A 23,229-nucleotide genomic window follows, 5' to 3' on the forward strand; every position below is an offset into this window, starting at 1 on the left:
CGACGCGCGACCGTCGAGGAAGACCAGTTCACCCGGCCTGGGCGCACCTACCGGAACCGGGTGCCTTCTGCGGGGCGCCGGGGTGGGCGGGCTCTCTCGGGACCCGCGTTCGGGTCGCGGTCCCATGCCAGCACCCACCCCGGGCCAGCCTCAGCAGGTCGCCGGGCGACCGAAGCCCGGCAGTTGGTCGATACGTTCAGCCCCGTCATGGAGACAGGTTGTGGCACATACCGCCCAGTGACCCGGAAAATCCTTCCGGGGTCGCAGCCAGCCGAGGGGAGAAGGTGAGACGGTGCACAGGACAACCAACACCCTGACCATCGGCGAGCGCATCGCCTGGTACCGCCGCCGGCGCGGCCTGTCGCAGGAAGTCCTTGCCGGGCTCATCGGCCGCACCGCTGACTGGCTCGGAAAGGTCGAGAACAACCGCATCGAGCTGGACCGACTCTCCGTCATCAAGTCCCTTGCCGAGGTCCTGGACGTATCCCTCGGTGACCTCCTCGGCGAACCCGTGCTGCTTGACTGGACCGCCGACACCGGCACCGACACCATCCCCGCTCTCCGGTCGGCGCTGATGAACTACCGCGCCATTGCCCCGTTCGGCGGCACTTTCCACGGCGAGCCACCGACCGTTGCCATGCTGCGGAAGGACGTCGGCGCGCTTTGGGCCGCCTATCAGGACTCCCGATTCGGGTACGTCACCGGCCGACTACCCGACCTGCTCCACTGCGCGCAGGCCGCCGTCGACCGCCACGAGGGCGACGACCAGGACCAGGCCCGCCGGCTCCTCGGCCTTGCCTATCAGCTGACCGCCACCCAGCTCACCAAGCTTGGAGAGGTCGACCTTGCCTGGATCGCTGCCGACCGCGGCTTGGCAGCCGTTCGGCCCACCGGCGACCCGCTCATCACCGGTTCTCTGTTCCGGTCCGTCGGTCACGCCTTGCACGCCACCGGCCGTTACACCGAAGCCGTACGTCTCACCGAAGACGCCGCCGGCTACCTGGAGCCCCACTTGGCGCACGCCTCGCCGGCCCTGCTCTCCGTCTACGGCACCCTGTTCCTGTCCGGCTCCATGGCCGCCGCCCGCTCCAACGACGCCGGCACCACCCGCACCTTCCTCACCGCCGCAGAGCACGCCGCCGACCAGCTCGGAAACGATGCCAACCACCTCCGGACCGCGTTCGGCCCGACCAACGTCGCCATCCACCGCGTCGCTACCGCAGCCGAGCTGGGTGATGTACAGGTGGCCGTCGACCTCGGCCCGCGCGTCGACACCACCGGACTCCCGATGGAACGTCGGGTACGGCACGCCCTCGAAATCGCCCGCGCCTACAGCTCGTGGAACCGCGTCGACGACGCCCAAGCTGTGCTGCTCGAAGCAGAGCAAATGGCCCCCGAGCAAGTCAGGCACCACTTCCTCAGCAGACAACTGGCGCTGACCTGGGTCCGTCGGCAGCGCGGCAAGCCGCCGGCCGAGCTGGTCGGCCTGGCTCGCCGGCTGAAGGTGCTCGACTGAAGCGAGGCATCTAGGCTGCCCTGGTGACGGCCGACGAGATGCCACCAGCGGCGACCCCACGCGTCGCCGCTGGCGTCCTCTTCTTCGACGCCGAGGGCCGGGTGATGTTGGTACGCCCCAGCTACAAGGACCATTGGGAGATCCCGGGCGGTTACGTCGAGCCTGGCGAGTCACCGCGGGCTGCCTGTGTACGGGAGATTCGAGAGGAACTCGGCCTCACTCCCGCACTCGGACCGATGCTGGTCGTGGACTGGGCACCCGCCGAACGCGAGGGCGACAAGTTGCTCTTCATCTTCGACGGCGGGTCACTCGGACCCGACAGCGAGCGCGAGATCCGCTTTGCGGACGGCGAACTCACTGAATGGCGCTACGTAGGCGAAGAGTCCTTGGAAGAGCATGGCCCGACGCGGCTGGCCCGCAGGATCCGTACCGCAATCGCGGCACGCCGGGGCGGCACGTCCGCCTACGCCGAGCATGGCAGCGCCATCTGAGGAAGCCAGTAGCGTGGCAAACTAACGCACTTTACGACAGCAGCGGCATGCCGATGATCTGATGTGGGCGCGCGGCTCCCAAACGCTGGTGCGACTGGGGTCATCGGCTGACGTGCCCGGCTCAGTCGTGGCGGTGGCCGTTGAGGTCGCCGCGTGCCCAGCTGACTTGTTCCGGCCGGTCGCCGGTGTCCCCGTAGCAGAACTCTTCCACGGCCAGACGAATCTGGGGTATGGGCAGTGTGCTGCGAGGACTGTGGATCAGTCCAGCATCCGAGTTCGCCACGACCTGGGGGTCGGCCTTCGGTGGTATTGAGTTGTCGGTCAGCCAGACGTGCTCATAGATGCCGCCGCGTCTCGGGCTGCGGGAATCGACGCACCACATCAAGGCTCCGTAGCCAGCGGTCTTGTTGACCGCGACGGCGAGCCAGGTGTCCGACGTCAGCTCGTCGTCACTGACTGGTCGGTCGGCGATGCCGAACCAGGCAAGATCGTCAGATGGGAGCCGGTCCATCGTTAGCTCAACCAGTTGAGCCTTCTCCTCCCATGTCGTCGCGTGGCGCCAGGCCTCATCGAACACGCGACTGCTTACCGACAGAATCACGCCCGACACCGTAGCGATCCTGCCAGGCCCCCTCGAAAGGTAGGACTACAGCCGTCTGCCGGGATGCGCGCACTATCGCGGACCGTGAGGGCTTCCGCAGGGCTTTGAGGATCACGTCAAAGTATCTGGTGGGACGTAGTGTCAAGCATGTCCCGTGACGGGACAACCGCCAGCCCGACCGGTGATGTGCAGAGTGTCTGTACGCCTTCAAAGCGGCCCTGAACGGGCCGCACGCGCCGCCGCCTGGCGCGCGTCCATCGCTCGCGCTCCGACTCTGACCACGCAACCCGACCGGCGACCGGCGCGGACAGCGGGGAGCCAAAGGGTCGCCGCAGGACGACAGGGGACGTTGGCCGGGCGGTAGCGAGCCTGCAGCCGAACGGGCCACGCGGCCTCGTGCTCGCGCGGCGTAGGGGAGCGCACGCCGGCCGCATCGGCGAGCTGGCGTAGTTGAGGTTACTGCGCCTCCGGCGGGGCCTCGGGCTCCGGGATGGTGGGGACAACCACGGCGGCTTGCGGTCCGTGGGTGGTGGGAGCAATCCCGCCCACCGTCGACCCGGGCGAGCCGAACAAGCCGCCGCCCGACGCGCCAGCGTCGGAACCTGTGTCAAGGTCCGCTCGACGTGCCGCGCCGGGGCTGCGGCCCGCTCCCCAGGTGGGCGGGTGGGCGGGTCAAAGGCAGGCAGGATGGATTGGCAAGTAACCGCTGCCAACTCATCGAGTAGCTAGGGTTTCCTCACTCAATCATGACCGGCCAACTCCAGCCTCGCCTCCGAGCTACCTCAGCGAGAAAGGCAAGGTCTGCAATCTCTCGCCAGTTTGAGGGCAGGTCAACTGCTGGGAGCGCAGCTGCCCGAACAACCTCCGCATGTGTCTCAGTAAGGCCGAGTCTCCGCAAGCCCATTGCTTGATGAAGCGTCATCAACAACCTGTGATGCTTACCCGACTCTTGCTCGTCTGCAAGTTGCGCCGCGCGACGGTAGAGGGCCAACCCTTCTTCGACCTGGCCGACCGAGATATGCGCCAGTCCTTTAGTGGCCGTAAGGACGAAATCCGACGTGTCGACACGCTCAAGCAGCGCAAGTGCCTCATCTCCTCGCCGAGCGAGGGCTAGAGAATAGGCAGCTGGGTTAATGAGGGACTTAGAGGTACCCAGTCTTTCGATGGCGCGAATGGTCCGATCTGCTGCGTCGTTCCATTCTTCGTATAGAGCGCCGTGCCAGAACGTCGCAAGCTTGATCGCTCTCTCATTTAGAGGCTCCTGTCGCACCCAGGCCAAACATAGCTGAGCCGCTTGATCGAAATCGCCTTTGAGGAATGCTAGGCGACACTCAATACCCTTGATCACAGATCCCTGGCCGACCCGGTCAACCTTACTTAATGCAACTTCGACTTCCCGCGCTCCTGATGACTTGTCAATAAGGTCGGCAAGAAGGGCGGCCAAGAGAGCGCTACTCGGGGTCCGCCTAAGGGCGGCCCTTACTCGTTGCAACGCATCGGGTCGATCGATCCGGCCCGACACATATTCGGAGACGGCGATACGCCCGTCGAGTTCTGCAGCGGAGACGTCGTCCTTCTCTTCGCCGGCTAAGGCTCGGGCGCGTCGAAGAAGATTACCCGCACGGGACGGCTGATCTTTTCCCGCTGCCACTTGCGCCTGAAGCAGAATGAGAGCAGAAGTTGGCACGACTCCTCTTTCGAGGAGCGCCTTAATTTCAGAGTCGGCGGCATCAAAACGCCGACTCTCGATAAGGTATCTAAGTAATGCCAGGAAGGTGTCGTATCGGCCCGGCGCGATTATAGTCGCCTGCTTGGCCCAGCGAATCGCCTTCCTTCGCGCATCTAGATGCCAGAGACTTGCTGCAAGGTTTAGGATGGAGTCCACATCGTTCGGGTCTGAGCGATACGCTGCCCGCAGATGCGAAATCGCCTTCGAATACTCGTCCCGAAGTAGATGAATGTAGCCGCGGATGCTCGCAACGCCCGGTAGTGATTCGTCAAGGTCAGTCAACGCGGCCAGGGCGTCGTCGAACCGCGACATCCTTATTAGTACCGCTGCTCCTACCTGAGCGAGTTCTGGGACGGCTGCCATCTCGCGCAGGTACCGATCCGCCAGCTGCTCCTTTCCGAGTCGGAGGAGGACTTGGATAGTGACGTAGGTCGCGGGCTTGTCGAGATCACCTGCCCGACCCTCCCGGCAACTCTGCGCTCCATTCTCTAGTACCTTCACGGCGGCTTCCAGCGCCTGGTCGTCGTCTCCGGCGATCAGGGCTGTGTCGGCCAGGCGGGCGAGCGCGGTGGCTGAGGCAGGATACCTATCAGCTAGTTCGCGAGCCTTACGCAGTTCCTGCATCGCCGAGATTTGCCATGCGGTCGCCATCTCTTCGATGTCGTCGTCATCAAAAGATCGAGGCCTTCGAACTGTGCTCGTTAGCTGCTTGCTCGATTCAGCGAGTAGCTTTGGACGAACGGGCGAGTCAACGATGCCCATTGATGGCACGGTAGATTCGCTGTCTATGATGCTTCCGAAAGTGGTCATAGCGTCCTCCCTCCTACTCGACTCATTGGCTGCCGCTGTCTCGGCACGTTCGTTGAGCGGATCATAATATCTGCCTGCCGAAGCAGCCACTCAAGGCCTGGGCCCGACCATCTTCGTCGCCCCATCACGGTTCGCGGAACTCGCATCGCAGGTACCGGGTCACATAGCTGTTTCACTAGTGAAACCGTGCGAAATCGGATACTAGATGGCAGTTCTGGAGCTAAGAGGGAGAAGGCTTTAGCGTACTGCGGCCTAAGCCCGCTTAAATCTGTTCGGACGCCTGCCTGGTAGTCCCTTAAATTGGTTCGTACCAAACGCGGTCCGAAACCCAAAGCAACGCCGGTGATGCCTTGGCCAGTTGCGATTTCGAAAAGCAATGATCCCAAGCCGTATAGATCGCCCAACTTGAACGAGAGCTCATCATCGGCACCTTGGAGGAACAGAAACTCCGGCGGGGCGAAGCGGAAATCGCCTCGACCCATTAGGTACTTCTCAGGTGGAAGCCTTGATTGTTCAGCTAGATCTCGCGCTTTACCTAAGTCGGATACTTTGCATTCTGTAACGTTCCGTGGTCGAACAAAAAGCAGACAGTTGCTACTCTTGATGTCTCTGTGTACGCAGCCCTTTATGTGCATCTGGTGGATGCCTCTAACTGCACCTCGCCAGAGCTTCAACTTATCTTGCCAATCGAGGCTTCTGCGGTTACGCGCATCTATCAGAAGGGTCTCTAGGCAGTCTTCTGCACGCTCAAGGGCGTGATACCGAAAAGGAATTGCAACACCGCGCGCCGAGTCGATTGTGACTTGCACTTCTGCGGAATCGTAAATCCCGACCACGCTGGAGGATCTGTTCAGCTTCCGAAGTAGTCTCCCCTCCTCTTCAAACTCAACCATATCCATACTTCGAGCCCCTGGGGCAAGGATTTTTAGGGCCAAGTCCTTGTCATTCCGGGTATCCATGGCGTCGAAGACGAGACCATACTCTCCGCCTCCCCGGTAAGCTTGGAGAGCATACGGACCGAGCTGATTGCCGGCGAGAAACCTTATCCAGTTGTCGCGCTGACTATCCGCCATCGTTAGCTTCAGCCTCTCTGCCGTATACCCGCCGCAGTCGCTCGATCTCCTGTGGATGCCTCTTTAGGATTTCTACTATGTCGGCGGGCACTCGACCCTCTAGCAGCTCTAGCGCCTCCGCGGGAATCCCGTAGTAGCTAGCAAGTCGGTCCCCCACCTCTGGGCTGTACCGTCGTTCGCCTCGTTCTAGCCGCGAGAGTTGCGAAGCCGCGATGCCCAGCTGGTCAGCGACCGCGCGGAGGCTGTGACCCTGCTCCTCGCGCAGCCGGCGGAGCAAAGTAGCGGCACTCTCCTTGCCCGTCACCCTTGCAGGGTAGGACGTGTTGCCAGTGCTGGCAACGAACTTCGAGTAATAAAACAGGCATGTCGTATTTGCGACTTCAGTCGCCGGGGCGCAAGCGATTGCCCGCCGAGATCGTCGGGCGTACGCGAGGCACAACCGGGACCACAAGGGAGGTCAACCGTTGGAGGGCGATAGGCCAGCATGATCCGGACCAGGAGCGAAGTGATCAAGCCGATCGCTGAGGATCGTTCAAGCGGAGGCCCTGGTTGGGCGGCCGATGACTGTCTAGGAGCTACACCCCCTAATTCGTGTGCCGCGTGCCTGCCTGGGGTGTGCCTGGATGCGAGCGGTGGGGCGGCGGTAGTTCGTCTGTGTGGTTCGGCGGGCGGTACCAGTACCGGGAGGGTGTGAGGTGTTCCTCCGCAGCGGTCCAGGTGGTCCATCGGCGGGCTCGTCCTCCGGTGGTTTCGATGGTGCCATCGGGGAGCCGGCACCACCTGATCTGATCGACGATGACGAGGTGGGTTTCGGCCGAGAGTGCGTGGCGGACTTCGTTGCGGGTCAGCTCGACCTTGTCCGCCAGCTCTGAGGAGCCCTTGACCTCGATGTGCAGCTCTTCCATTACACGCGTGGCCCGAATGTCGTAGTCTCCCGGGTGCCGACGTTCTCGACGTCGTACTCCTCGACCAGGCGGTAATGGTCCATGACGGTCTGCACGGCGTGTTGTTCGATGGCGGCCTTGAGTGCCTGGTCGGTCATGTAGCCGGACCCGCTGGATCGACCGTTGCCGCCAGGTGTGTCGTCGCCGGCGGTGAGCTGACGTGGAGAGAGCGGCGAGCGGTCGGGCTCAGGGGGCTGCTTCGGGAGCTGAGCTTCTGGCGAGGTCTGCCGCTAGGCGGCCGGCGTCGGCAAGCTCGAAGCCGGGGACGCTGAGGCCCAGCCGTATCCGCTTGGTGCTGTTGCCTGGGAGACGGGCATCGGGTGCTTGTCCGATGGTGGTCTGGGCCTTGGTCAGCCGCCGCCGCAACGAGGGAATGTCGGCGATGTCGGCAAGGCGGATAGCGCTGTCGGCCAGGCGGCGTTCCGGTTCGAGTGCCGGCCGGTAGTCGGTATCGCGGGGCGGTCTGCCCTTGGCTCGGCCGCTCATGCTCTCAAGGATGACGGCGAGGTAATCGCCGTCGGGCTCTACGGCGTACTCGGCGTCGAGTACCCGCCCGCTGTCGTCGGTCATCCGCACGTCGCTCACTTTGGCATAGACGTGTGACGTGACAGCCGTAGGCCGCAGCGGACCGCGATAGCTCTGGGTGGTCCATCCGGTCGATGTTCGTGGCCGTGGTCCCCTCGACGTGGGTTAATTGTACCCGCGGTTCGTTTGCTGGGCGCCTCATCGACCGCGATGCTAGACGCTGCGCGTCAGCCGATCGTCAGCGAACGCCGTACCACGTGGCGACTCTCGATCATGCTCGACGGCCCGACCGATGCGTCTGACCACGCGGTACGGCACTCGATCACTCTTGCTGCTACGTCAGGTCACTTTACCCCCGACGGGGGTCGTCCCTTTGGTGGAGCGCTCCCGCCCTGCTGGGTGTGCCTCTCCTGCTCGGCCAGTTCGGGCGTCGTTGTGGTGGAGTGGCCGGACCGTCGCCGGGCCGGCCGCCCCAATCGGCGGATCAGCCCTTGATCAGCTTGACGACCGCGGTGTCGTTGACCTCGACGTACTGGTTGTACTCGCTGTCGTAGCCCTGGGCCCTGGTGCTGACCTCCACGTCACCCTTGACGAACGGCACGGTGCCGGTCGGCGTGGCGGTGGCGGTCCAGGCCGCCGGGCTGCCCGGGACGCAGTCCACGCGGGTGGTGAAGTCACCCCGGACGATGGTCTTCTTGACGATCTCGGTGACCGTGCCGTAGAGCGCCACGGAGGTCGGCTGGTTGCAGGTCACCGTGCCGTGCACGACCGCCTTGCCGCTCACCGTGCTGGCCGTGCCCTGCGTGGCCACGGCGAGCGCGAGGTCCAGCGGCGCCGGGGCCGGCGGGTTGGCGATGTGCACCTCGCCGCGGGCTGCCGCGGTGCCGCCCTCGCAGTGCTGCTCGAAGGTGGCGTCGAACGTCTGGACGTAGCCGTTCGGTCCGAAGGCGGCGTTGAGCACGGTGAACGTGCCGGTCAGCTCGTTGCAGCCGCGGCCGTTCCCGTCCAGGCTCAGGCCGGGGCCCGCGCCGTTGAACGGGTAGCGGGTCGCGTTCTCGTAGGTGCCCGGGGTCAGCGGCTGGCTGCCCGGGGCGTCGAAGTCCAGGTACCACCAGTCGCCGCCGTAGCCGTTGACGTTGACCGACACGTGGCTGGCGTCGGTCGACGCGGAGGTGGTGAGCTGGTCGCCGTCGGCGACCGAATAGGCGTACGACCCGCCGCCGGTGATGTAGTCGCCCTGGTCACCGCTGAAGGTGACCGAACCGGACGCCACCGGCTGCGCCTGTGCCGGCGCGGCAGCGACCAGCCCACCCAGCGCCCCCGTGATCGACAGGCTGGCCGCCAGGGCCGCCCTCCGCCAGGTCTTGTGCATCCCCGCTCCTCTCGGTGAGACAGCTGGGCGGTCGTACCGCCCGAAAGTTGCTGTCGATCAATTACCGCACGGAGTGGTGATGTCGTTACACCGCGAGGACGAAGCGTCCGAAAGGGACGGTCAGCGGATCACGGCGCGCAGCGTCTGCCCGGCCGGCTCGAAGCAGACGAGCCCTCGGCCCTGCTCGTCGGTCACCACCCACGGATGGCCCACGTACGTCTGCTGCCGGTAGGACTGCCCCGCCTGGAGCACCGCGTACCGCTGGCGTCGGCCGTCGTAGCCCAGCCAGTTGACGACCACGGGCGCGGTCCGGGCGTTGACGAAGTCGACGAAAGTCTCCGGCCCGCCCCCGCTGGAGCGCAGCGTCGCCTCCCGGGACGCCGGCAGCGGGGTGAGTTCGCCGGGCCGGGACACCGGCGGCGTCGTCCGGCTGGCCGACGGCTTCGGCGCCGATGGTCGGGCGGTCGGAGTGGTGCGGCGGGGCGGGGCGGACGCGCGGGTCGGCAGCGCCGCGCGGGTAGAGAGCGACACGGGCGCCGGGGAGTACGACTCGGTCGCCAGGTCCGCGGCCGGCGTGCCGGGCGAGGCCAGGATCGCCTCGGCGCCGCCGGGCGGCGGCAGGTCGGGGCGGCGCGGCATGGCGAAGAAGCTGAGCGTGCCGGCCAGCACCACCACCATGACCCCGATCGCCACCGAGGCGAGCGTGGCCGGGGACGGGTCGCGGAGCCAGGCCCCGCCGCCGCTCGGCGGGGCCGGCCGGGCGCGGCGTCGGCCGGACGGGATTCCGGTGCCGTGCGGTGAATCGGTCATGGCCTCGATCCCGCGAGCGGTGCCGTCCGTTCCACGGCAGGGGGCTCCGATTATGCGGGACGGGCAGCGTTCCCAGTCAATGGCTGGCGGGGCCACCGGTTCCGGCCGGTGAGCTGGGGCGGACCAGTCGTCCGGGCAACGTTCCCCGCCGATCCGGCCGCGTGGACGCATAGCAGATCGACTCGTTCGGCGAGGTCTGTCCACAAGCCCCTTTGTTGTCCACAGGCGAGCGGTCCCGGCGCCCGCACGGTCGGCCCGATGGGCAGGCTCCACCACGGCACGTCCGAGTCTGACCGTTGGAGGCCGCCATGGCGCCCCGCACCCCGCTTCCGCCGTACCGTCGACTGCCGTTGCTCGTCACGGCCGACGGTGACCTGCTCGACGAGCTGTTGCGCCTGGCCGCGGCCGGCGGCACCGAGGTCGAGCTGGCGGCCGACCCGGCGGCCGCCCGTGCCCGCTGGGCGCCCGCTCCGCTGGTGCTGGTCGGCGCCGACCAGGCCGCGGCCTGCCTGCGGGCCCGCCTGCCGCGGCGTCCGCGCACCGTGCTGGTCGGGCGCTCCGGACAGCTCGATCCGGGTACGGAGTTGGCCGAGCTGATCGGCGCCGAGCATGTCGCGGCGCTGCCCGCGGCGGAACCCTGGCTGGTCGACCGGTTCGCCGAGTGCGTGACCGGGCCGGTCGGCGCGGGCCCGGGTCGGGTCGTGGCGGTGCTCGGCGGGCGCGGTGGCGCGGGAGCCAGCGTGCTCGCCGGAGGGCTCGCGGTCAGTGCGGCCCGGGCCCGGCTCCGCACGCTCCTGGTCGACGCCGACCCGTTGGGCGGCGGCCTCGATCTGGTGCTCGGGTGGGAGCAACTCGACGGGTTGCGCTGGCCCGAACTGGCCGGTGCCGACGGCCGGGTGGATCCACCGTCGCTGGTCCGCGCGCTGCCCAGCCGTGGCGACCTGGTGGTGCTCTCGTGGGACCGGGGGGACCTGCGGCACCTGCCGGCCGAGGCGATGGCCGCCACTGTCGACGCCGGCCGGCGCGGGCGGGACCTGGTCGTGCTCGACCTGCCCCGGCATCTCGACGACGCGGCGGTGATCGCCCTCCAGGCGGCCGACCGCGCGTTCCTCGTGGTGCCCGCGGAGCTGCGTGCCACCGCCGCCGCGGCCCGGGTGGCCGCCGTGGTGGCACCCCAGTGCGCCGACCTCTCGGTGATCGTGCGCGGCCCGGCTCCGGGCCGGCTCCGGGCGGCCGAGGTGGCCCGCGCGCTCGGCCTGCCGCTCGCCGGCACGCTCCGGCCGGAGCCCGGCCTGTGCCGGGGGCTGGAGCGCGGCGAGGCCCCGGGCGCCACCGGCAAGGGCCCGCTCGCCGTGCTGTGCCAGCGGCTCGTCGACGAGCTGACCGGTCGGTCCGCGGCGGGCGCGGCGTGACCGGCCCGGCCGATCCGGGAGAGCTGGCCGCCCGCGTCCGGCACCGCTTCGCCGCCGACGCCACCCCGGTCACCTCCGCCGCGGTGGTCTCCGCGGTACGCGCCGAGCCGGGAGCTGGCGTGCTCGGCGACACCACTCTGCTGCGGATCGCCGACCGGGTGCACGACGACCTCGTCGGTGCCGGCCCGCTCGCGCCGCTCCTCGCCGACCCGCAGGTCACCGACGTGCTGGTGAACGGCGTCCGGGTCTGGGTCGACCGGGGGCGAGGCCTGCACCAGGTGGCCGTGCCGCTCGGCACGGTCGACGACGTACGCCGGTTGGCGCAGCGGTTGACCGCGGCGGCCGGTCGCCGGCTGGACGACGCCTCGCCCTACGCCGACGCGCGACTACCGGACGGCACCCGGCTGCACGCCGTGCTGCCACCGGTGGCGACCGACGGCCCCTACCTGTCGCTGCGTACCTTCCGGCAACGGCCGTTCACGCTGGCGGAACTGGTCGACCACGGCACCGTGCCCCGGCCGGTCGCCCCGCTGCTCGACGCGGTGGTGGCCGCCCGGCTCGCGTACCTGGTGACCGGCGGCACCGGCTCCGGCAAGACCACGCTGCTCAACACGTTGCTCGGGCTGGTGCCCGGCACCGAGCGGATCGTGCTGGTGGAGGACGCCGCCGAGCTGCGCCCGGTGCACCCGCACGTGATCGGGTTGCAGGCGCGCACCGCGAACGTCGAGGGCGTCGGCGCGGTCGGCCTCAGCGACCTGGTCCGGCAGGCGCTCCGGATGCGACCGGACCGGCTCGTGGTGGGTGAGTGCCGGGGCGCCGAGGTGGTCGACCTGCTGGCCGCGTTGAACACCGGCCACGACGGCGGGGCGGGGACGCTGCACGCCAACGCCCCGGCGGATGTGCCCGCCCGACTGGAGGCGCTCGGGATGCTCGGCGGGCTGCCGCGGATCGCGTTGCACGCCCAGGTCGCCGCCGCCCTGCAGGTCGTCCTTCAGGTACGCCGGACCGGTGAGGGGCGGGTGCTCGACTCGATCGGCCTGCTCCTGCCGGGTGGCCCCGACCGGGTGGTGACAGTTGTTCCGGCCTGGATCCGGGGCCGTGGTCTCGGCCTGGCCGCCCGGCCGCTCGGCAACCTGCTGCGCGAGCGGGGCGTGCCCGTGCCGCCGATCCTCTGCGCGGTCTGGCCCGACGCGGCAGGCCCCTCGTGATCGGCCAGCTCGTGACCGGCCAGCTCGGGCTGGTGGTCGTGCTGCTGATCGGTGCCGCGGTGACGGTCGGCTGGCCGGTACGCGCCGGCCGGACCCGACAGCGGGCCGTTCTCGACCCGGGACCCGGTCCCGGCCGCCGGCCCACCCCTGACCGGCGGCCCGCCTCGACGTCGGGCGGTCGGGCCGCGTTCCCGACGCGGCCGGCCCCTGACCGGCGGCCCGCCTCGACGTCGACGGGTCTGGCTGCGTTCCGGACCGTCTCCGTGCGGCGGGCCCTGCCGGCGGCGGCGCTGCTCGGTGGCGGGGTGGGGGCGCTCCTCGGTGGTCCGGTGGCCGCGCTGGCACTCGCCGGCTACGGCACGCTCGCGGCCCGGGCGGCGGTACGCAGGCGCACCCGGCAGGCCGCCCAGTCGGAGCACCGTCGTAATCTCGACCGGCTCGGTGCCGTCGCCGCCGATCTGCGGGCCGGTCTGCCCACCGGCCACCTGCTCGACAACGGTACGGGGCGGATCGCGCGGCTGACCCGGGCCGCGGTGCGACTTGCCGACCGGACCGGAGCGCCGCTGGCCGACCTGCTCGAACGGATCGAAGCCGACGCCCGCGCGGCCGACCGAGGGCTCGCCGCTGCCGCCGCCCAGGCCGCCGGGGCGCGGGCGACGGCGTGGCTGCTGGCCGCCCTGCCGCTCGGCGGGATCGGTCTCGGCTACGCCATCGGCGTCGACCCGGTGGCCGTGCTCCTGCACACGCCGGTGGGCGGTGGCAGCGCCGTGGCGGCCGTGGCCCTCCAGGTGGGCGGGCTGCTCTGGGCGGAACGGCTCGGCGCCGGGCCAGGGCGGGCGGCCTGATGTCCCGCCAGGTGGTCGCCGCCGTCTGCCTCGGCGGCGCCGCTTCCCTCCTGCTCGTCACCGGGGCCACCGCCCGGCCGGTCCGGCGGCTGCGCCGGCTCGCACCCACCCCTCGGCAAGGCCGCCCGAGCTGGTGGCCGGACCGGATCCGGCTGGGTGCCGGCCTGACCGCCGTGGCCGTGGCGGTGGTCGCCGGTGGCTGGGCCGGTCTGCTCACCGGTCTGCTGGCCGGTGTGGCCGCCGACCTTCTGCTGCGCCGGATCGAGCCCCGCGCCGTACGGGAGCGTCGCTTGCGCGAAACCGCGGACCTGCCGCTCGCCGCCGATCTGCTGGCAGCGGCGCTCCGGGCCGGCGCACCTGTCGACCGCTCGGCGCTCGCGGTCGCCGAGGCGCTCGGCGGGCCACTCGCGGACCGGCTCGGCCGGGTGGGCCGCACGCTGGGCCTGGGCGGTACGGCGACCGAGGCGTGGGCGCACCTGCGCCCGGTCTCCGGGGCGGAAAGCCTGGTGACCGCCGCGGTCCGCTCGTCGAACAGTGGCGCCGCGCTGGCCGGCGCGCTCACCCGACTCGCGGACGACCTGCGGGCGGAGCGCTCGACCGCGGCCGAGGCGGCGGCCCGACGAGCGGGCGTGCTCATCGTGTTGCCGCTCGGGCTGTGCTTCCTGCCCGCCTTCATTCTCGCCGGTCTGGTGCCGGTGATCGTCGCCGTCCTCGGCGACGTGCTGTGAACCATCGAGAAGGGACGTACGACATGCGCAAGCTCCTCACCCGACTGCGGGGTGACGCCGGCATGAACACCGCGGAGTACGCCGTGGGCACCCTCGCGGCGGTCGCCTTCGCCGGCATCCTGCTGAAGGTGCTCACCTCCGGGAACGTGCAGTCCGCGCTGACCGCTGTCATCGACCGGGCCTTGAAGTGACCGGGCGCCGGTGGGCCGGCCGTCACCGTGGCCGGTGCGCCTGCGTTCCGGCCGCCCCGGTGGCGAGTGGTGGGGCGCCGTACGGCGTCCGGTGTGGCACCGCCCACCGTCGCCACTGGGACGCCCGGGAACGGGGGTCGTTCACCGCCGAGCTGGCGGTCGGTCTGCCGGCGTTGATGTTCCTGCTCGTCGCCGGCCTCACCGCGGTCGACGCGGTGACCACGCGTGCCGGCTGCGTCGACGCGGCCCGGGAAGCGGCACTCGCCGCCGCGCGGGGCGAGCCCGGCCCACCAGCCGCCGCCCGGTACGCCCCGGCGGGCGCGGAGGTGACGTTGACCGTGACCGGTGACCGGGTGATCGCGACCGTCCGGGCACCCATCCGGACGTTCGGCACGAGGCTGCCCCGGTCGACCGTCTCCGGCGTCGCGGTGGCCGCCGTGGAACCCGGCGCTCCCGGGCCGGTGTCGTGACGCCGCCAACGCCGCCAACGCCGGAGAAGCCGGGAACGCTGGAGAAGTCGGGAAGGCCGGCTACGCCGGAAACGCCAGGGCGGCTGGGGACGCTGGAGAAGCTGGGGACCTTGTCACCGACCGTCAGCTCGGCCGACCGTGAGCCGCACCCGGATGAATTGTCGGACCCCGCCGGGCCGCACCTTGCCGGAGCGGGCCCTGCCGGGCTGGGCCTCGCCGAGCCGGACCTCGCCGGGCCGAGCCCTGACAGGCCAGACCTTGCCGGACTGAGCCCTGACAAGCCGAGCCTTGCCGGGCCGAGCCCTGACGGGTCGAGCCCTGACAAGCCGAGCCCTGACGGGTCGAGCCCTGACAAGCCGAGCCTTGCCGAGCTGAGCCCTGACAGGCCGAGCCTTGCCGGGCCGAGCGCTGACGGGTCGAGCCTTGGTGAACCGCACGCACACGGACGGCCCACCGGCTGGTCGGTGGACGAGCGGGGCGGGGCGACCGTGTGCCTGCTCGCCATCGGCCTGGTGTTCGTGCTCGTGGGGCTGTTCGGTGCCGGGCTCGGGGCCGCCCGCTGCGCGCGCCATCAGGCCCGGGTGGCGGCCGACTTCGGCGCCCTCGCGGGCGCGAGCCTGGTGCTCGACGGGGCGGACGCCGCCTGCGGGTCGGCCGACGCGCTGGTGTCCGCCAACGCCGGCCGGATGACCGGGTGCCGGGTCGACGGCCTCGACCTGATCGTCACGGCGCAGGTACGGGTCGCGCCGCTACCCGGGTTGACCCGCGTCGCCACCGCCACGTCCCGGGCCGGCCCGTCGCGCGAACTCGCCGTCGCGCCATGACCATCGCCTGCCGCCTGCCGCCTGCCGCCTGCCGCCTGCCTGACGACACTGGTTTCGCTACCGGCGGCCGGGCGGCGGAGCCCACCCGGCGGTCGACCGGTGGAGCCCGCCGTGACGGGCCGCACCGGTCGACGCCGGCGTCAGCGGGACTGGAGCGCGTCCAGGCCCACCGCCATGGCGATGACCAGGCGACGGTCGATGTGCGGGTGGTGGATGTCGACGACGTACCGGTCGCGCAGGCCCCACTTCTTGTCGACCGAGAACACCGGCTGGCCGCCGGCCAGGAAGTCGAAGTGGTAGGGCAGCCAGGAGAGCGAGTCGACGAAGCGGCGCAGCAGCGCCACCGGCAGGCTGCGCTCCTGTCCCGTCGCGGGCGGCAGACCGGGCTGCTCGACGTGCCAGGTCGAACGCAGCAGCGACTGGGCGAAGTCCTTGCGGAACAGGCCGATCGGGGTGCCGGCGTGGTCGGTCACGTCGTAGGTGGCGCCGAGGTCGAGCCGTTGGCGGGCCTTGAACCCGAGCAGGGGGTACTGCTTGGTGTCGTCGGTGTAGATGGTGACCTGCTCCTTGAAGGCGAGCCGCTTCTGCTGCGCGAACGCGAGCAGCCCGCCCTCGGAGCCGTCCGGTGCCATGGCGTGCACCTCGTACTGGTTGACCATCATCCGGATCCGCTGGCGGACGATGAACCGGTGCTGGGCCTGCAGGCTGTCGAGCGACATCTGATCTCCTTCGAGGGGTCGCCGGAGTCTCGCACAACGCCGCCACCAGCGCGTACCGCTGGTCAGCCCTGACGGTGACCTTGATCGACTCCCGCACACCGAAGTGACGGTGCCGGTCATCGTCCGACACCGTCCTCCCGGTGAGCTGGCGAGACGCCACCCGGCCCGTCCGCGCTCACTCGCACAGCGGTTCGTGCCGCGACGGGCGGTCAGCGTCCGCCGTCGACCGTGGCCTTCATCGCCCACGTGTTGAGCACCTGGTGGATACCGCGCAGGCGTTCGTTGATCTGGTCCAGCCGCTCCGCCTGGGCCAAATTCGCCAGCGCGGTACCCAGCGCTATCTGCTGGTCCGGGGTGAGGCTTTCCTGGTCGATGGTGTAGAGCAGCTCGACGGTCTCGGCGATCGTGTCGGCCACGGCGGCACCTCCGGCGGGACGGGTCTCGGGGTCGCGTCTGCGCTACCGGAATGATGCATGGAAGCGCTCCCATACATCAATGCCCCGTGACACCCATCCTCATGCACCCGTCCCACCCACCAGACTCACTCCTCCCACCAACCCGCCCGTCGATCTTGCATCTTGCGCCCAGGCGTATTGGACAAACAGGGCGCGGCGTGGGCCGAAACTGCAAGATCGACGGGGCGGGCGGGGTCTGCGCTGGTCGAGCATGGGGCGGCGCGTCGGGGGGCGGGAACAGTCCTCGCTCGCTGGTGTCACCGCCTCGGTGGGCCGAGGTGGTGACGAGTGGTGCGGCGAGGTCAGTCCGTCGTGATGCGGTCGGTCGCCGATCGCCGGGCTGCCCGGTCGTCCTGCCGTGGCAGCACCCCGTCGCGCTCCGCCCCCGGCCCCGACTCGTCATCCGCCGCGGCGTCACCCGACAAGCCACCACCCGCCGTCGCATGGACGCCCACCGTATGGACGCCCGCCGCACGGACGCTCGCCGCGTCGCTGGCCGCCGCGTCGACGGCCGCCGCGTTGACGGCCGTCGCGGTGCTCGACGCGGCGGCGAGGTTGGTGAGCACCACGTCGAGGACCTTGACGGCTTCCGGCTTGGCCAGCGGGTTGTTGCCGTTTCCGCACTTCGGGGACTGGACGCAGGACGGGCAGCCGGTCTCGCACCCGCACTCGACGATCGCGTCGCGGGTGGCGCGCAGCCAGGCGGCGGCCGTCCGGTACGCGCGCTCGGCGAAACCCGCCCCGCCGGGGTGACCGTCGTAGACGAACACGGTCGGGGCCTCGGTGTCCGGGTGCAGGGCGGTCGACAACCCGCCGATGTCCCAGCGGTCGCACGTCGCCATCAGCGGCAACAGGCCGATCGCGGCGTGCTCGGCGGCGTGCAGCGCGCCCGGCACGTCGGCGACCTCGACGCCGGCACGAGCCAGCGACTCCGGCGAGAGCGTGAACCAGACCGCGACCGTACGCAGCTCGCGCGCGGGCAGGTCCAGCGGGCGGGTGTCGATCACCTCGCCGGTGGCGATACGCCGGCGCTGGTACGACACCACCTGGCTGGTCACGTCCACCTCGCCGAGGAACAGCCCGACCGGGCCGGCGTCGACGTACGAGCGGACGGACACCACGGACAGCGAGGTGACGTCGCGGGCGTGGGTGGACCAGTCCGGCTCCTCGGTGTGCACCAGCGCGCACCCGTCGGCCAGGTCGAGGGTGTCGACCACGTACGACACGCCCTGGTGCAGGTAGACCGCGCCGGTGTGGAGCAGGAAGTGCGCGGAGCCGCCGTCGACGGTGCCGAGCAGCCGCCCGGTGGACTCCTCGACCACGCAGACCGGCGCGCCGCCCTCGCCGCGCAGGTCCACCTCGGGGCGTTCCCGGTGCCGCCAGTACCAGCCGGTGGGCCGCTGCCGCAGCGCGCCCGCCTCGACCAGCGAGTCCACCGCCTCCTTCGCGCCGTCGCCGAACAGGTCCAGGTCGGCGGCGGTGAGCGGGGCCTCGTGCGCGGCGCAGGCGAGTTGCGGCGCGAGCACGTACGGGTTGGCCGGGTCGAGCACGGTGGCCTCGACGGGACGCCCGAACAGCGCCTCCGGGTGGTGCACGAGGTAGGTGTCGAGCGGGTCGTCGCGGGCCACCAGCACCGCGAGCGCCTCGTCGCCGGAGCGCCCGGCCCGGCCGGCCTGCTGCCAGAGCGAGGCGCGGGTGCCGGGCCAGCCGCAGATCAGCACCGCGTCCAGCCCGACCAGGTCGACGCCGAGTTCGAGCGCGTTGGTGGAGGCGAGCCCGAGCAGGTCGCCGTGCAGCAGCGCCCGTTCCAGCTCGCGTCGCTCCTCGCGCAGGTAGCCGGCCCGGTAGGCGGCGACCCGGTCGCCCAGCCCCGGCACCGCCTCGTCGAGCGACCGCCGCGCGTTCGCGGCGACCACCTCGGCGCCCTTGCGGGACCTGACGAAGGCGAGCGTGCGTACCCCCTCGACCACGCTGTCGGCGAGCAGGTCGGCGGTCTCCCGGAGCGCGGAGCGCCGGACCTGGACGAGATCAGCGTCGACGGACGAATCCGTGGGCGGCAGCAGCGGCGGCTCCCAGAGCGCGAACGCCACCCCGCCGCGCGGCGACGTGTCCTCGGTGACGGCGGTGACGGGCAGGCCGGTGAGCCGCCCGGCCGCCGTCGCCGGGTCGCCCGACGTGGCCGAGGCCAGCAGGAACACCGGCGTACGCCCGAAGCGGGCGCACTGTCGACGCAACCGCCGCAGCACGTGCGCGACGTGTGAGCCGAAGACGCCCCGGTAGGTGTGGCACTCGTCGACGACCACGTACGCGAGCCGGCGCAGGAAGCCGGACCAGTGGGCGTGCCCGGGCAGGACGCCGTGGTGCAGCATGTCCGGGTTGGTGAGCACGAACCGGGCGTGCCGACGGATCCACTCCCGTTCGGTGCGCGGGGTGTCGCCGTCGTAGGTGGCCGGGCGTACCCCGTCGAGGTCCAGGCCGGCGACGGCGCGGAGCTGGTCGGCGGCGAGCGCCTTGGTCGGGGCCAGGTAGAGCACCGTGGCGCGCGGGTCGGCGAGCAGCGTGCTCAGCGCGGGAAGCTGGTACGCCAGCGACTTGCCGGACGCCGTGCCGGTGGCGACGACGACGTGCTGCCCCGCGTACGCCAGCTCGGCGGCCTCGGCCTGGTGCCGCCACGGCGCGACCACGCCGCGTCGCGCGAACGCCGCCCGCAGCTCCGCGGGCGCCCAGTCGGGCCACGGTGCCGGCTCGCCGACGCGGGCCGGCACCCGCTCGACGTGGGTGACCGGGTCGGTGGCGTGGCGCAGCCGCAACCGGCGCAGCAGCTCGTCCGGCGTACGCCTCGGGCCGGGGCTGTCGTCGGTCACGTCCTGCACTCTCGCACTGGTGTTCGGAATTGGGAACCGTCGGGTCGGGGTATGGGGAGGGCCGGGCCGGTGACCCGAAGCGGTCGCACGGGGGGATGGTTAGATGCCCAGGAGAGTTTACCGAGGAGGGGCCGATGGAGCTGTCGCTGGCGACCCACACCGTGGGGGAGCACACGGTGCTCGAGGTCGGCGGTGAGGTGGATGTCTACACCGCACCCCGCCTGCGGGAACGGCTCATCGAGCTGATCGACGGTGGGGCCCGCCACGTGGTGGTGGACCTGGGTCGGGTGGACTTCCTCGACTCGACCGGCCTCGGCGTGTTGGTCGGCGCGCTCAAGCGGCTCCGGTCGGCCAGCGGCTCGTTCGCGCTGGTCTGCGACAAGGAGCCGCTACTCAAGATCTTCCGCATCACCGCCCTGGATCAGGTCTTCCCGCTGCACCCGACGGTCGACGCGGCTATCGCCGCCGACACCACCGGCGCGTGATGGCCACCGTCAAGCTCTCCTTCTCACCGGCGCCGGTGCACGTGCGCACCGCCCGCCTGGTCGGTGTCGCGGTGGCCCGGCGGGCCGGGGTCCGCGAGGACCTGCTCGACGAGGTGCGGCTGGCCATCGGTGAGGCGTGCACCCGGGCGGTCGCGCTGCACCGGCAGTACGGGCTGGCGGAGCTGGTCTACGTGGAGATGTCCGACGGCGGGCCGTACACGGTGCGGGTGGTGGACCGGGCCCCGATCGAGGCGGGTCTCGGGTTGGCCGCGCTCGGCCCGGACGAGCTGGCGAAGGAGTCGCTCAGCGAGGACGCGCTCACCACCGGCGTGGGGTTCGCCCTGCTCGCCGGTTTCGTGGAGGACCTCCAGGTCCGCCCGGTCGACGAGGGTGTCGGCACCGAGGTCCGGATGGCCTGGCCGACCGGCCGCGGCTGATCCGATCGTTCCGCAGGCCGCGTTCCCCGCACGGGGAGCGCGGCCTCGTCGTGTTGACCGGCCCGTATATCAGATTTCCTCGCATAACACAGTTACGAAGATCATCGAGACACGGTGCCCCCTCCGTGTGACCCTCACCACGCCGGAGGGCTACAGTACCCGGGTTGTCAGCAAGTGATCGCTCCCCGCAGCCAGCGGGAACGGGTCGATGGCGCGCGCTGGCGAGTTCGCATCCAGGCGTCGGCCGTGCGTCTCCACGAGCCGACGCGAGTGTTCGGTACAGGAGGACACAGATGTCCGGGACCTTGGCCGCCGACGGCGGCGCACTGTCCCTTACCGGAGCCAACGTGACGTACGTCGTCATCGCCGCGGTCATCGCGCTGGTGGCGCTCGTCTTCGCCGCCGCCTTGACCAAGGCGGTACTGGCAGCCGGTACGGGAACCACCAACATGCAGGAGATCTCCGGGGCGGTGCAGGAGGGCGCGTCGGCGTACCTGCTGCGGCAGTTCCGCACCCTGGCGATCTTCGTGGTGATCGCCGTCGTGCTGCTGTTCCTGCTGCCGGTGCACGACACCGACGGGAACCAGACGCTGGTGAAGATCGGCCGGTTGGCGTTCTTCGTGGTGGGTGCGCTGTTCAGCGCGTTCATCGGCGGCGCCGGCATGTGGCTGGCCACTCGCGCCAACCTGCGGGTCGCCGCCGCCGCGCGGGAGCGCGAAGGTGGCCGTGAGGGCGCCATGAAGATCGCCTTCCGCACCGGCGGCGTGGTCGGCTTCCTCACCGTCGGCCTCGGCCTGTTCGGTGCGGCGCTCGTCGTCATCCTGTTCCGGGGCGACGCGCCGACCGTGCTGGAGGGCTTCGGCTTCGGCGCCGCGCTGCTGGCCATGTTCATGCGGGTCGGTGGCGGCATCTTCACCAAGGCCGCGGACGTCGGCGCGGACCTGGTCGGCAAGGTCGAGCAGGGCATCCCGGAGGACGACCCGCGCAACGCCGCGACCATCGCCGACAACGTGGGCGACAACGTCGGCGACTGCGCCGGCATGGCCGCCGACCTGTTCGAGTCGTACGCGGTCACGCTGGTCGCCGCGCTGATCCTGGGCCGGGCCGCGTTCGGCGAGGACGGCCTGGTCTTCCCGCTGATCATCTCCACCATCGGCGTGCTGGTCGCCATCGTCGGCGTGTTCATCACCCGGCTGCGCGCCAGCGACCGCAACGGCCTGACCGCGATCAACCGGGCCTTCTACCTCTCCGCGGTGATCTCCGCGGTGCTGGTGTCGATCGCCGCGTTCGCGTACCTGCCGGCCACGTTCGGCGAGCTGGAGGGCGGGCTGACCGACGTCGACCGCAACCCGCGGCTGGTGGCCATCGGCGCGGTCGTGATCGGCATCGTGCTGGCCGCCGCGATCCAGGCGCTGACCGGCTACTTCACCGAGACCAACCGGCGCCCGGTGCAGGACATCGGCAAGAGCTCGCAGACCGGTGCCGCCACCGTCATCCTGGCCGGCATCAGCATCGGCCTGGAGTCGGCTGTCTACTCGGCGCTGCTGATCGGCGCCGGCGTCTTCGGCGCGTTCCTGCTCGGCGGTAGCTCGATCACGCTGTCGCTGTTCGCGGTCGCGCTGGCCGGCACCGGCCTGCTCACCACCGTCGGCGTCATCGTCGCGATGGACACGTTCGGCCCGATCTCGGACAACGCGCAGGGTGTGGCCGAGATGTCCGGCGACATCGACGAGCACGGCGCGCGCACGCTGACCGAGCTGGACGCGGTCGGCAACACCACCAAGGCGATCACCAAGGGCATCGCGATCGCCACCGCGGTGCTGGCCGCGACCGCGCTGTTCGGCTCGTACACCGACACGCTGCGGACCTCGTACTCCGACGCGGGTGTGGGCGACGTCGGCACCGAGATCCTCAACGCGCTGAACGTGGCCAACCCGCGCAACCTGGTCGGCCTGATCATCGGCGCGGCCGTGGTCTTCCTCTTCTCCGGTCTGGCCATCAACGCGGTCTCCCGCTCGGCCGGCGCCGTGGTGATGGAGGTCCGCCGGCAGTTCCGCGAGCTGCCCGGCATCATGGACCGCACCCAGCGGCCCGAGTACGGCAAGGTCGTGGACATCTGCACCCGGGACGCGCAGCGCGAGCTGCTGACCCCCGGCCTGCTGGCCATCCTGGCCCCGATCGCGGTCGGCTTCGGCCTCGGCCCGGGCGCGCTGGCGTCGTACCTGGCCGGCGCGATCGGCGCGGGCACCCTGATGGCGGTCTTCCTGTCCAACTCCGGCGGCGCCTGGGACAACGCCAAGAAGCTCGTCGAGGACGGCGCGTACGGCGGCAAGGGCTCCGAGGCGCACGCCGCCACCGTCATCGGCGACACGGTCGGCGACCCGTTCAAGGACACCGCCGGCCCGGCGATCAACCCGCTGATCAAGGTGATGAACCTGGTCTCGCTGCTGATCGCGCCGGCCGTGGTGGCCTGGAGCGTGGGCGACGACAAGAACCCCGCGCTGCGGATCACGATCGCCGTGGTGGCCGCGCTGATCATCGCGGCGGCGGTGGTGTTCAGCAAGCGCAAGGGCGTGGTGATGGACAGCTCGGACCACGGTGCGGGCACCTCGGACCAGCACCCGGAGACGGTGGGCGCCTGACCTCGGGACGGTTCCCGGCCGGCCCCGGTCGGCCGGGAACCGTCCCGTGCGCGAAACCTGACCGGTGGCGGTTCCCCC

Annotated in this window: 24 protein-coding genes; 12 read left to right on the top strand and 12 right to left on the bottom strand. The window is 70.4% G+C overall.

From position 1 onward, the window contains the following. Positions 1–292: 292 nt before the first annotated feature. Together ACLQ2W_RS04210 and ACLQ2W_RS04215 are read left to right on the top strand one after the other, a co-directional pair. Positions 293–1,516 (top strand): helix-turn-helix domain-containing protein, encoded by a 1,224-nt coding sequence (locus tag ACLQ2W_RS04210; protein ID WP_425785285.1) that lies wholly within the window; start codon positions 293–295, stop codon positions 1,514–1,516. A gap of 23 nt (positions 1,517–1,539) precedes the next feature. Beyond that, complete coding sequence (locus tag ACLQ2W_RS04215) at positions 1,540–2,007, top strand: NUDIX domain-containing protein (protein WP_425785286.1); 468 nt, start codon at positions 1,540–1,542, stop codon at positions 2,005–2,007. 121 nt (positions 2,008–2,128) lie between these two features. On the opposite strand, the gene ACLQ2W_RS04220 is transcribed toward ACLQ2W_RS04215, so the two are convergent. The 9 genes from ACLQ2W_RS04220 to ACLQ2W_RS04260 form a co-directional block, all read right to left on the bottom strand. Next, a complete protein-coding gene (locus ACLQ2W_RS04220) occupies positions 2,129–2,608 on the bottom strand; it encodes an Imm1 family immunity protein (protein ID WP_425785287.1) in 480 nt (159 codons plus the stop codon). A gap of 736 nt (positions 2,609–3,344) precedes the next feature. Beyond that, positions 3,345–5,099: a tetratricopeptide repeat protein gene (locus ACLQ2W_RS04225; RefSeq protein WP_425785288.1), complete on the bottom strand. Its 1,755-nt coding sequence runs from the start codon at positions 5,097–5,099 to the stop codon at positions 3,345–3,347. A gap of 44 nt (positions 5,100–5,143) precedes the next feature. Further along, complete coding sequence (locus ACLQ2W_RS04230; protein WP_425785289.1) at positions 5,144–6,220, bottom strand: protein kinase domain-containing protein; 1,077 nt, start codon at positions 6,218–6,220, stop codon at positions 5,144–5,146. Continuing rightward, positions 6,210–6,524 carry a helix-turn-helix domain-containing protein gene (locus ACLQ2W_RS04235; protein ID WP_425785290.1) on the bottom strand — a complete coding sequence of 105 codons (315 nt, stop codon included), beginning with the start codon at positions 6,522–6,524 and terminating at the stop codon, positions 6,210–6,212. The genes ACLQ2W_RS04230 and ACLQ2W_RS04235 overlap by 11 nt, the downstream gene beginning before the upstream one ends. Before the next feature lie 280 nt (positions 6,525–6,804). Next, the gene (locus ACLQ2W_RS04240; protein WP_425785291.1) at positions 6,805–7,125 is read right to left on the bottom strand and encodes a hypothetical protein; all 321 of its coding nucleotides are present in this window, start codon (positions 7,123–7,125) and stop codon (positions 6,805–6,807) included. Further along, entirely contained in the window at positions 7,125–7,262 is a 138-nt protein-coding gene (locus ACLQ2W_RS04245) for a hypothetical protein (protein WP_425785292.1), read from the bottom strand. Before ACLQ2W_RS04245 ends, ACLQ2W_RS04240 begins: the two co-directional genes overlap by 1 nt. An 88-nt stretch (positions 7,263–7,350) precedes the next feature. Beyond that, positions 7,351–7,734 (bottom strand): hypothetical protein, encoded by a 384-nt coding sequence (locus ACLQ2W_RS04250; RefSeq protein WP_425785293.1) that lies wholly within the window; start codon positions 7,732–7,734, stop codon positions 7,351–7,353. Between the two features lie 439 nt (positions 7,735–8,173). Then, positions 8,174–9,061 carry a hypothetical protein gene (locus tag ACLQ2W_RS04255; protein ID WP_425785294.1) on the bottom strand — a complete coding sequence of 296 codons (888 nt, stop codon included), beginning with the start codon at positions 9,059–9,061 and terminating at the stop codon, positions 8,174–8,176. A 120-nt stretch (positions 9,062–9,181) separates the two neighbouring features. Then, on the bottom strand, positions 9,182–9,871 hold the full coding sequence (locus ACLQ2W_RS04260) for a hypothetical protein (protein ID WP_425785295.1): 690 nt from the start codon (positions 9,869–9,871) through the stop codon (positions 9,182–9,184). Between the two features lie 308 nt (positions 9,872–10,179). On the opposite strand from ACLQ2W_RS04260, the gene ssd reads away from it, so the two are divergent. The 7 genes from ssd (at position 10,180) to ACLQ2W_RS04295 (ending at position 15,549) form a co-directional block, all read left to right on the top strand. Beyond that, a complete protein-coding gene (gene ssd, locus ACLQ2W_RS04265; protein ID WP_107154705.1) occupies positions 10,180–11,283 on the top strand; it encodes a septum site-determining protein Ssd in 1,104 nt (367 codons plus the stop codon). Then, the gene (locus ACLQ2W_RS04270; RefSeq protein ID WP_425785296.1) at positions 11,280–12,491 is read left to right on the top strand and encodes a TadA family conjugal transfer-associated ATPase; all 1,212 of its coding nucleotides are present in this window, start codon (positions 11,280–11,282) and stop codon (positions 12,489–12,491) included. The genes ssd and ACLQ2W_RS04270 overlap by 4 nt, the downstream gene beginning before the upstream one ends. Next, the gene (locus tag ACLQ2W_RS04275; protein WP_425785297.1) at positions 12,488–13,336 is read left to right on the top strand and encodes a type II secretion system F family protein; all 849 of its coding nucleotides are present in this window, start codon (positions 12,488–12,490) and stop codon (positions 13,334–13,336) included. The genes ACLQ2W_RS04270 and ACLQ2W_RS04275 overlap by 4 nt, the downstream gene beginning before the upstream one ends. Further along, on the top strand, positions 13,336–14,064 hold the full coding sequence (locus ACLQ2W_RS04280; protein WP_425785298.1) for a type II secretion system F family protein: 729 nt from the start codon (positions 13,336–13,338) through the stop codon (positions 14,062–14,064). The genes ACLQ2W_RS04275 and ACLQ2W_RS04280 overlap by 1 nt, the downstream gene beginning before the upstream one ends. A 23-nt stretch (positions 14,065–14,087) precedes the next feature. Next, positions 14,088–14,255 (top strand): DUF4244 domain-containing protein, encoded by a 168-nt coding sequence (locus ACLQ2W_RS04285; protein WP_013283643.1) that lies wholly within the window; start codon positions 14,088–14,090, stop codon positions 14,253–14,255. 59 nt (positions 14,256–14,314) lie between these two features. Then, positions 14,315–14,725, top strand: coding sequence for a TadE family type IV pilus minor pilin (locus ACLQ2W_RS04290; protein ID WP_425785299.1), 411 nt, complete (start codon positions 14,315–14,317; stop codon positions 14,723–14,725). A 464-nt stretch (positions 14,726–15,189) separates the two neighbouring features. Beyond that, on the top strand, positions 15,190–15,549 hold the full coding sequence (locus tag ACLQ2W_RS04295) for an Rv3654c family TadE-like protein (protein WP_425785300.1): 360 nt from the start codon (positions 15,190–15,192) through the stop codon (positions 15,547–15,549). A gap of 140 nt (positions 15,550–15,689) precedes the next feature. Here the strand turns inward: ACLQ2W_RS04295 and ACLQ2W_RS04300 are convergent, their stop codons facing one another. The 3 genes from ACLQ2W_RS04300 to ACLQ2W_RS04310 form a co-directional block, all read right to left on the bottom strand. Beyond that, a complete protein-coding gene (locus ACLQ2W_RS04300; RefSeq protein WP_425785301.1) occupies positions 15,690–16,268 on the bottom strand; it encodes a hypothetical protein in 579 nt (192 codons plus the stop codon). Positions 16,269–16,477: 209 nt separating this feature from the next. Then, positions 16,478–16,684: a hypothetical protein gene (locus tag ACLQ2W_RS04305; protein ID WP_107154710.1), complete on the bottom strand. Its 207-nt coding sequence runs from the start codon at positions 16,682–16,684 to the stop codon at positions 16,478–16,480. A 341-nt stretch (positions 16,685–17,025) separates the two neighbouring features. Next, a complete protein-coding gene (locus tag ACLQ2W_RS04310; RefSeq protein ID WP_425786009.1) occupies positions 17,026–19,617 on the bottom strand; it encodes a DEAD/DEAH box helicase in 2,592 nt (863 codons plus the stop codon). A gap of 104 nt (positions 19,618–19,721) precedes the next feature. On the opposite strand from ACLQ2W_RS04310, the gene ACLQ2W_RS04315 reads away from it, so the two are divergent. From ACLQ2W_RS04315 to ACLQ2W_RS04325, 3 genes are all read left to right on the top strand, one after another. Continuing rightward, positions 19,722–20,072: an STAS domain-containing protein gene (locus tag ACLQ2W_RS04315; RefSeq protein ID WP_425785302.1), complete on the top strand. Its 351-nt coding sequence runs from the start codon at positions 19,722–19,724 to the stop codon at positions 20,070–20,072. After that, positions 20,072–20,509 (top strand): ATP-binding protein, encoded by a 438-nt coding sequence (locus ACLQ2W_RS04320; RefSeq protein ID WP_107154712.1) that lies wholly within the window; start codon positions 20,072–20,074, stop codon positions 20,507–20,509. The genes ACLQ2W_RS04315 and ACLQ2W_RS04320 overlap by 1 nt, the downstream gene beginning before the upstream one ends. Positions 20,510–20,802: 293 nt before the next feature. After that, on the top strand, positions 20,803–23,151 hold the full coding sequence (locus ACLQ2W_RS04325) for a sodium-translocating pyrophosphatase (RefSeq protein ID WP_425785303.1): 2,349 nt from the start codon (positions 20,803–20,805) through the stop codon (positions 23,149–23,151). Positions 23,152–23,229: the final 78 nt, after the last annotated feature.

The organism is Micromonospora sp. DT227 (assembly GCF_049841835.1).
Taxonomy (GTDB): domain Bacteria; phylum Actinomycetota; class Actinomycetes; order Mycobacteriales; family Micromonosporaceae; genus Micromonospora.

Coding starts and splice junctions, on each gene's coding strand:
- ACLQ2W_RS04225 (WP_425785288.1), bottom strand. CDS start 5,099: ATGGGCATCGTTGACTCGCCCGTTCGTCCAAAGCTACTCGCTGAATCG.
- ACLQ2W_RS04230 (WP_425785289.1), bottom strand. CDS start 6,220: ATGGCGGATAGTCAGCGCGACAACTGGATAAGGTTTCTCGCCGGCAAT.
- ACLQ2W_RS04240 (WP_425785291.1), bottom strand. CDS start 7,125: ATGGAAGAGCTGCACATCGAGGTCAAGGGCTCCTCAGAGCTGGCGGAC.
- ACLQ2W_RS04245 (WP_425785292.1), bottom strand. CDS start 7,262: ATGACCGACCAGGCACTCAAGGCCGCCATCGAACAACACGCCGTGCAG.
- ACLQ2W_RS04250 (WP_425785293.1), bottom strand. CDS start 7,734: ATGACCGACGACAGCGGGCGGGTACTCGACGCCGAGTACGCCGTAGAG.
- ACLQ2W_RS04255 (WP_425785294.1), bottom strand. CDS start 9,061: ATGCACAAGACCTGGCGGAGGGCGGCCCTGGCGGCCAGCCTGTCGATC.
- ACLQ2W_RS04260 (WP_425785295.1), bottom strand. CDS start 9,871: ATGACCGATTCACCGCACGGCACCGGAATCCCGTCCGGCCGACGCCGC.
- ssd (WP_107154705.1), top strand. CDS start 10,180: ATGGCGCCCCGCACCCCGCTTCCGCCGTACCGTCGACTGCCGTTGCTC.
- ACLQ2W_RS04280 (WP_425785298.1), top strand. CDS start 13,336: ATGTCCCGCCAGGTGGTCGCCGCCGTCTGCCTCGGCGGCGCCGCTTCC.
- ACLQ2W_RS04285 (WP_013283643.1), top strand. CDS start 14,088: ATGCGCAAGCTCCTCACCCGACTGCGGGGTGACGCCGGCATGAACACC.
- ACLQ2W_RS04300 (WP_425785301.1), bottom strand. CDS start 16,268: ATGTCGCTCGACAGCCTGCAGGCCCAGCACCGGTTCATCGTCCGCCAG.
- ACLQ2W_RS04315 (WP_425785302.1), top strand. CDS start 19,722: ATGGAGCTGTCGCTGGCGACCCACACCGTGGGGGAGCACACGGTGCTC.
- ACLQ2W_RS04320 (WP_107154712.1), top strand. CDS start 20,072: ATGGCCACCGTCAAGCTCTCCTTCTCACCGGCGCCGGTGCACGTGCGC.
- ACLQ2W_RS04325 (WP_425785303.1), top strand. CDS start 20,803: ATGTCCGGGACCTTGGCCGCCGACGGCGGCGCACTGTCCCTTACCGGA.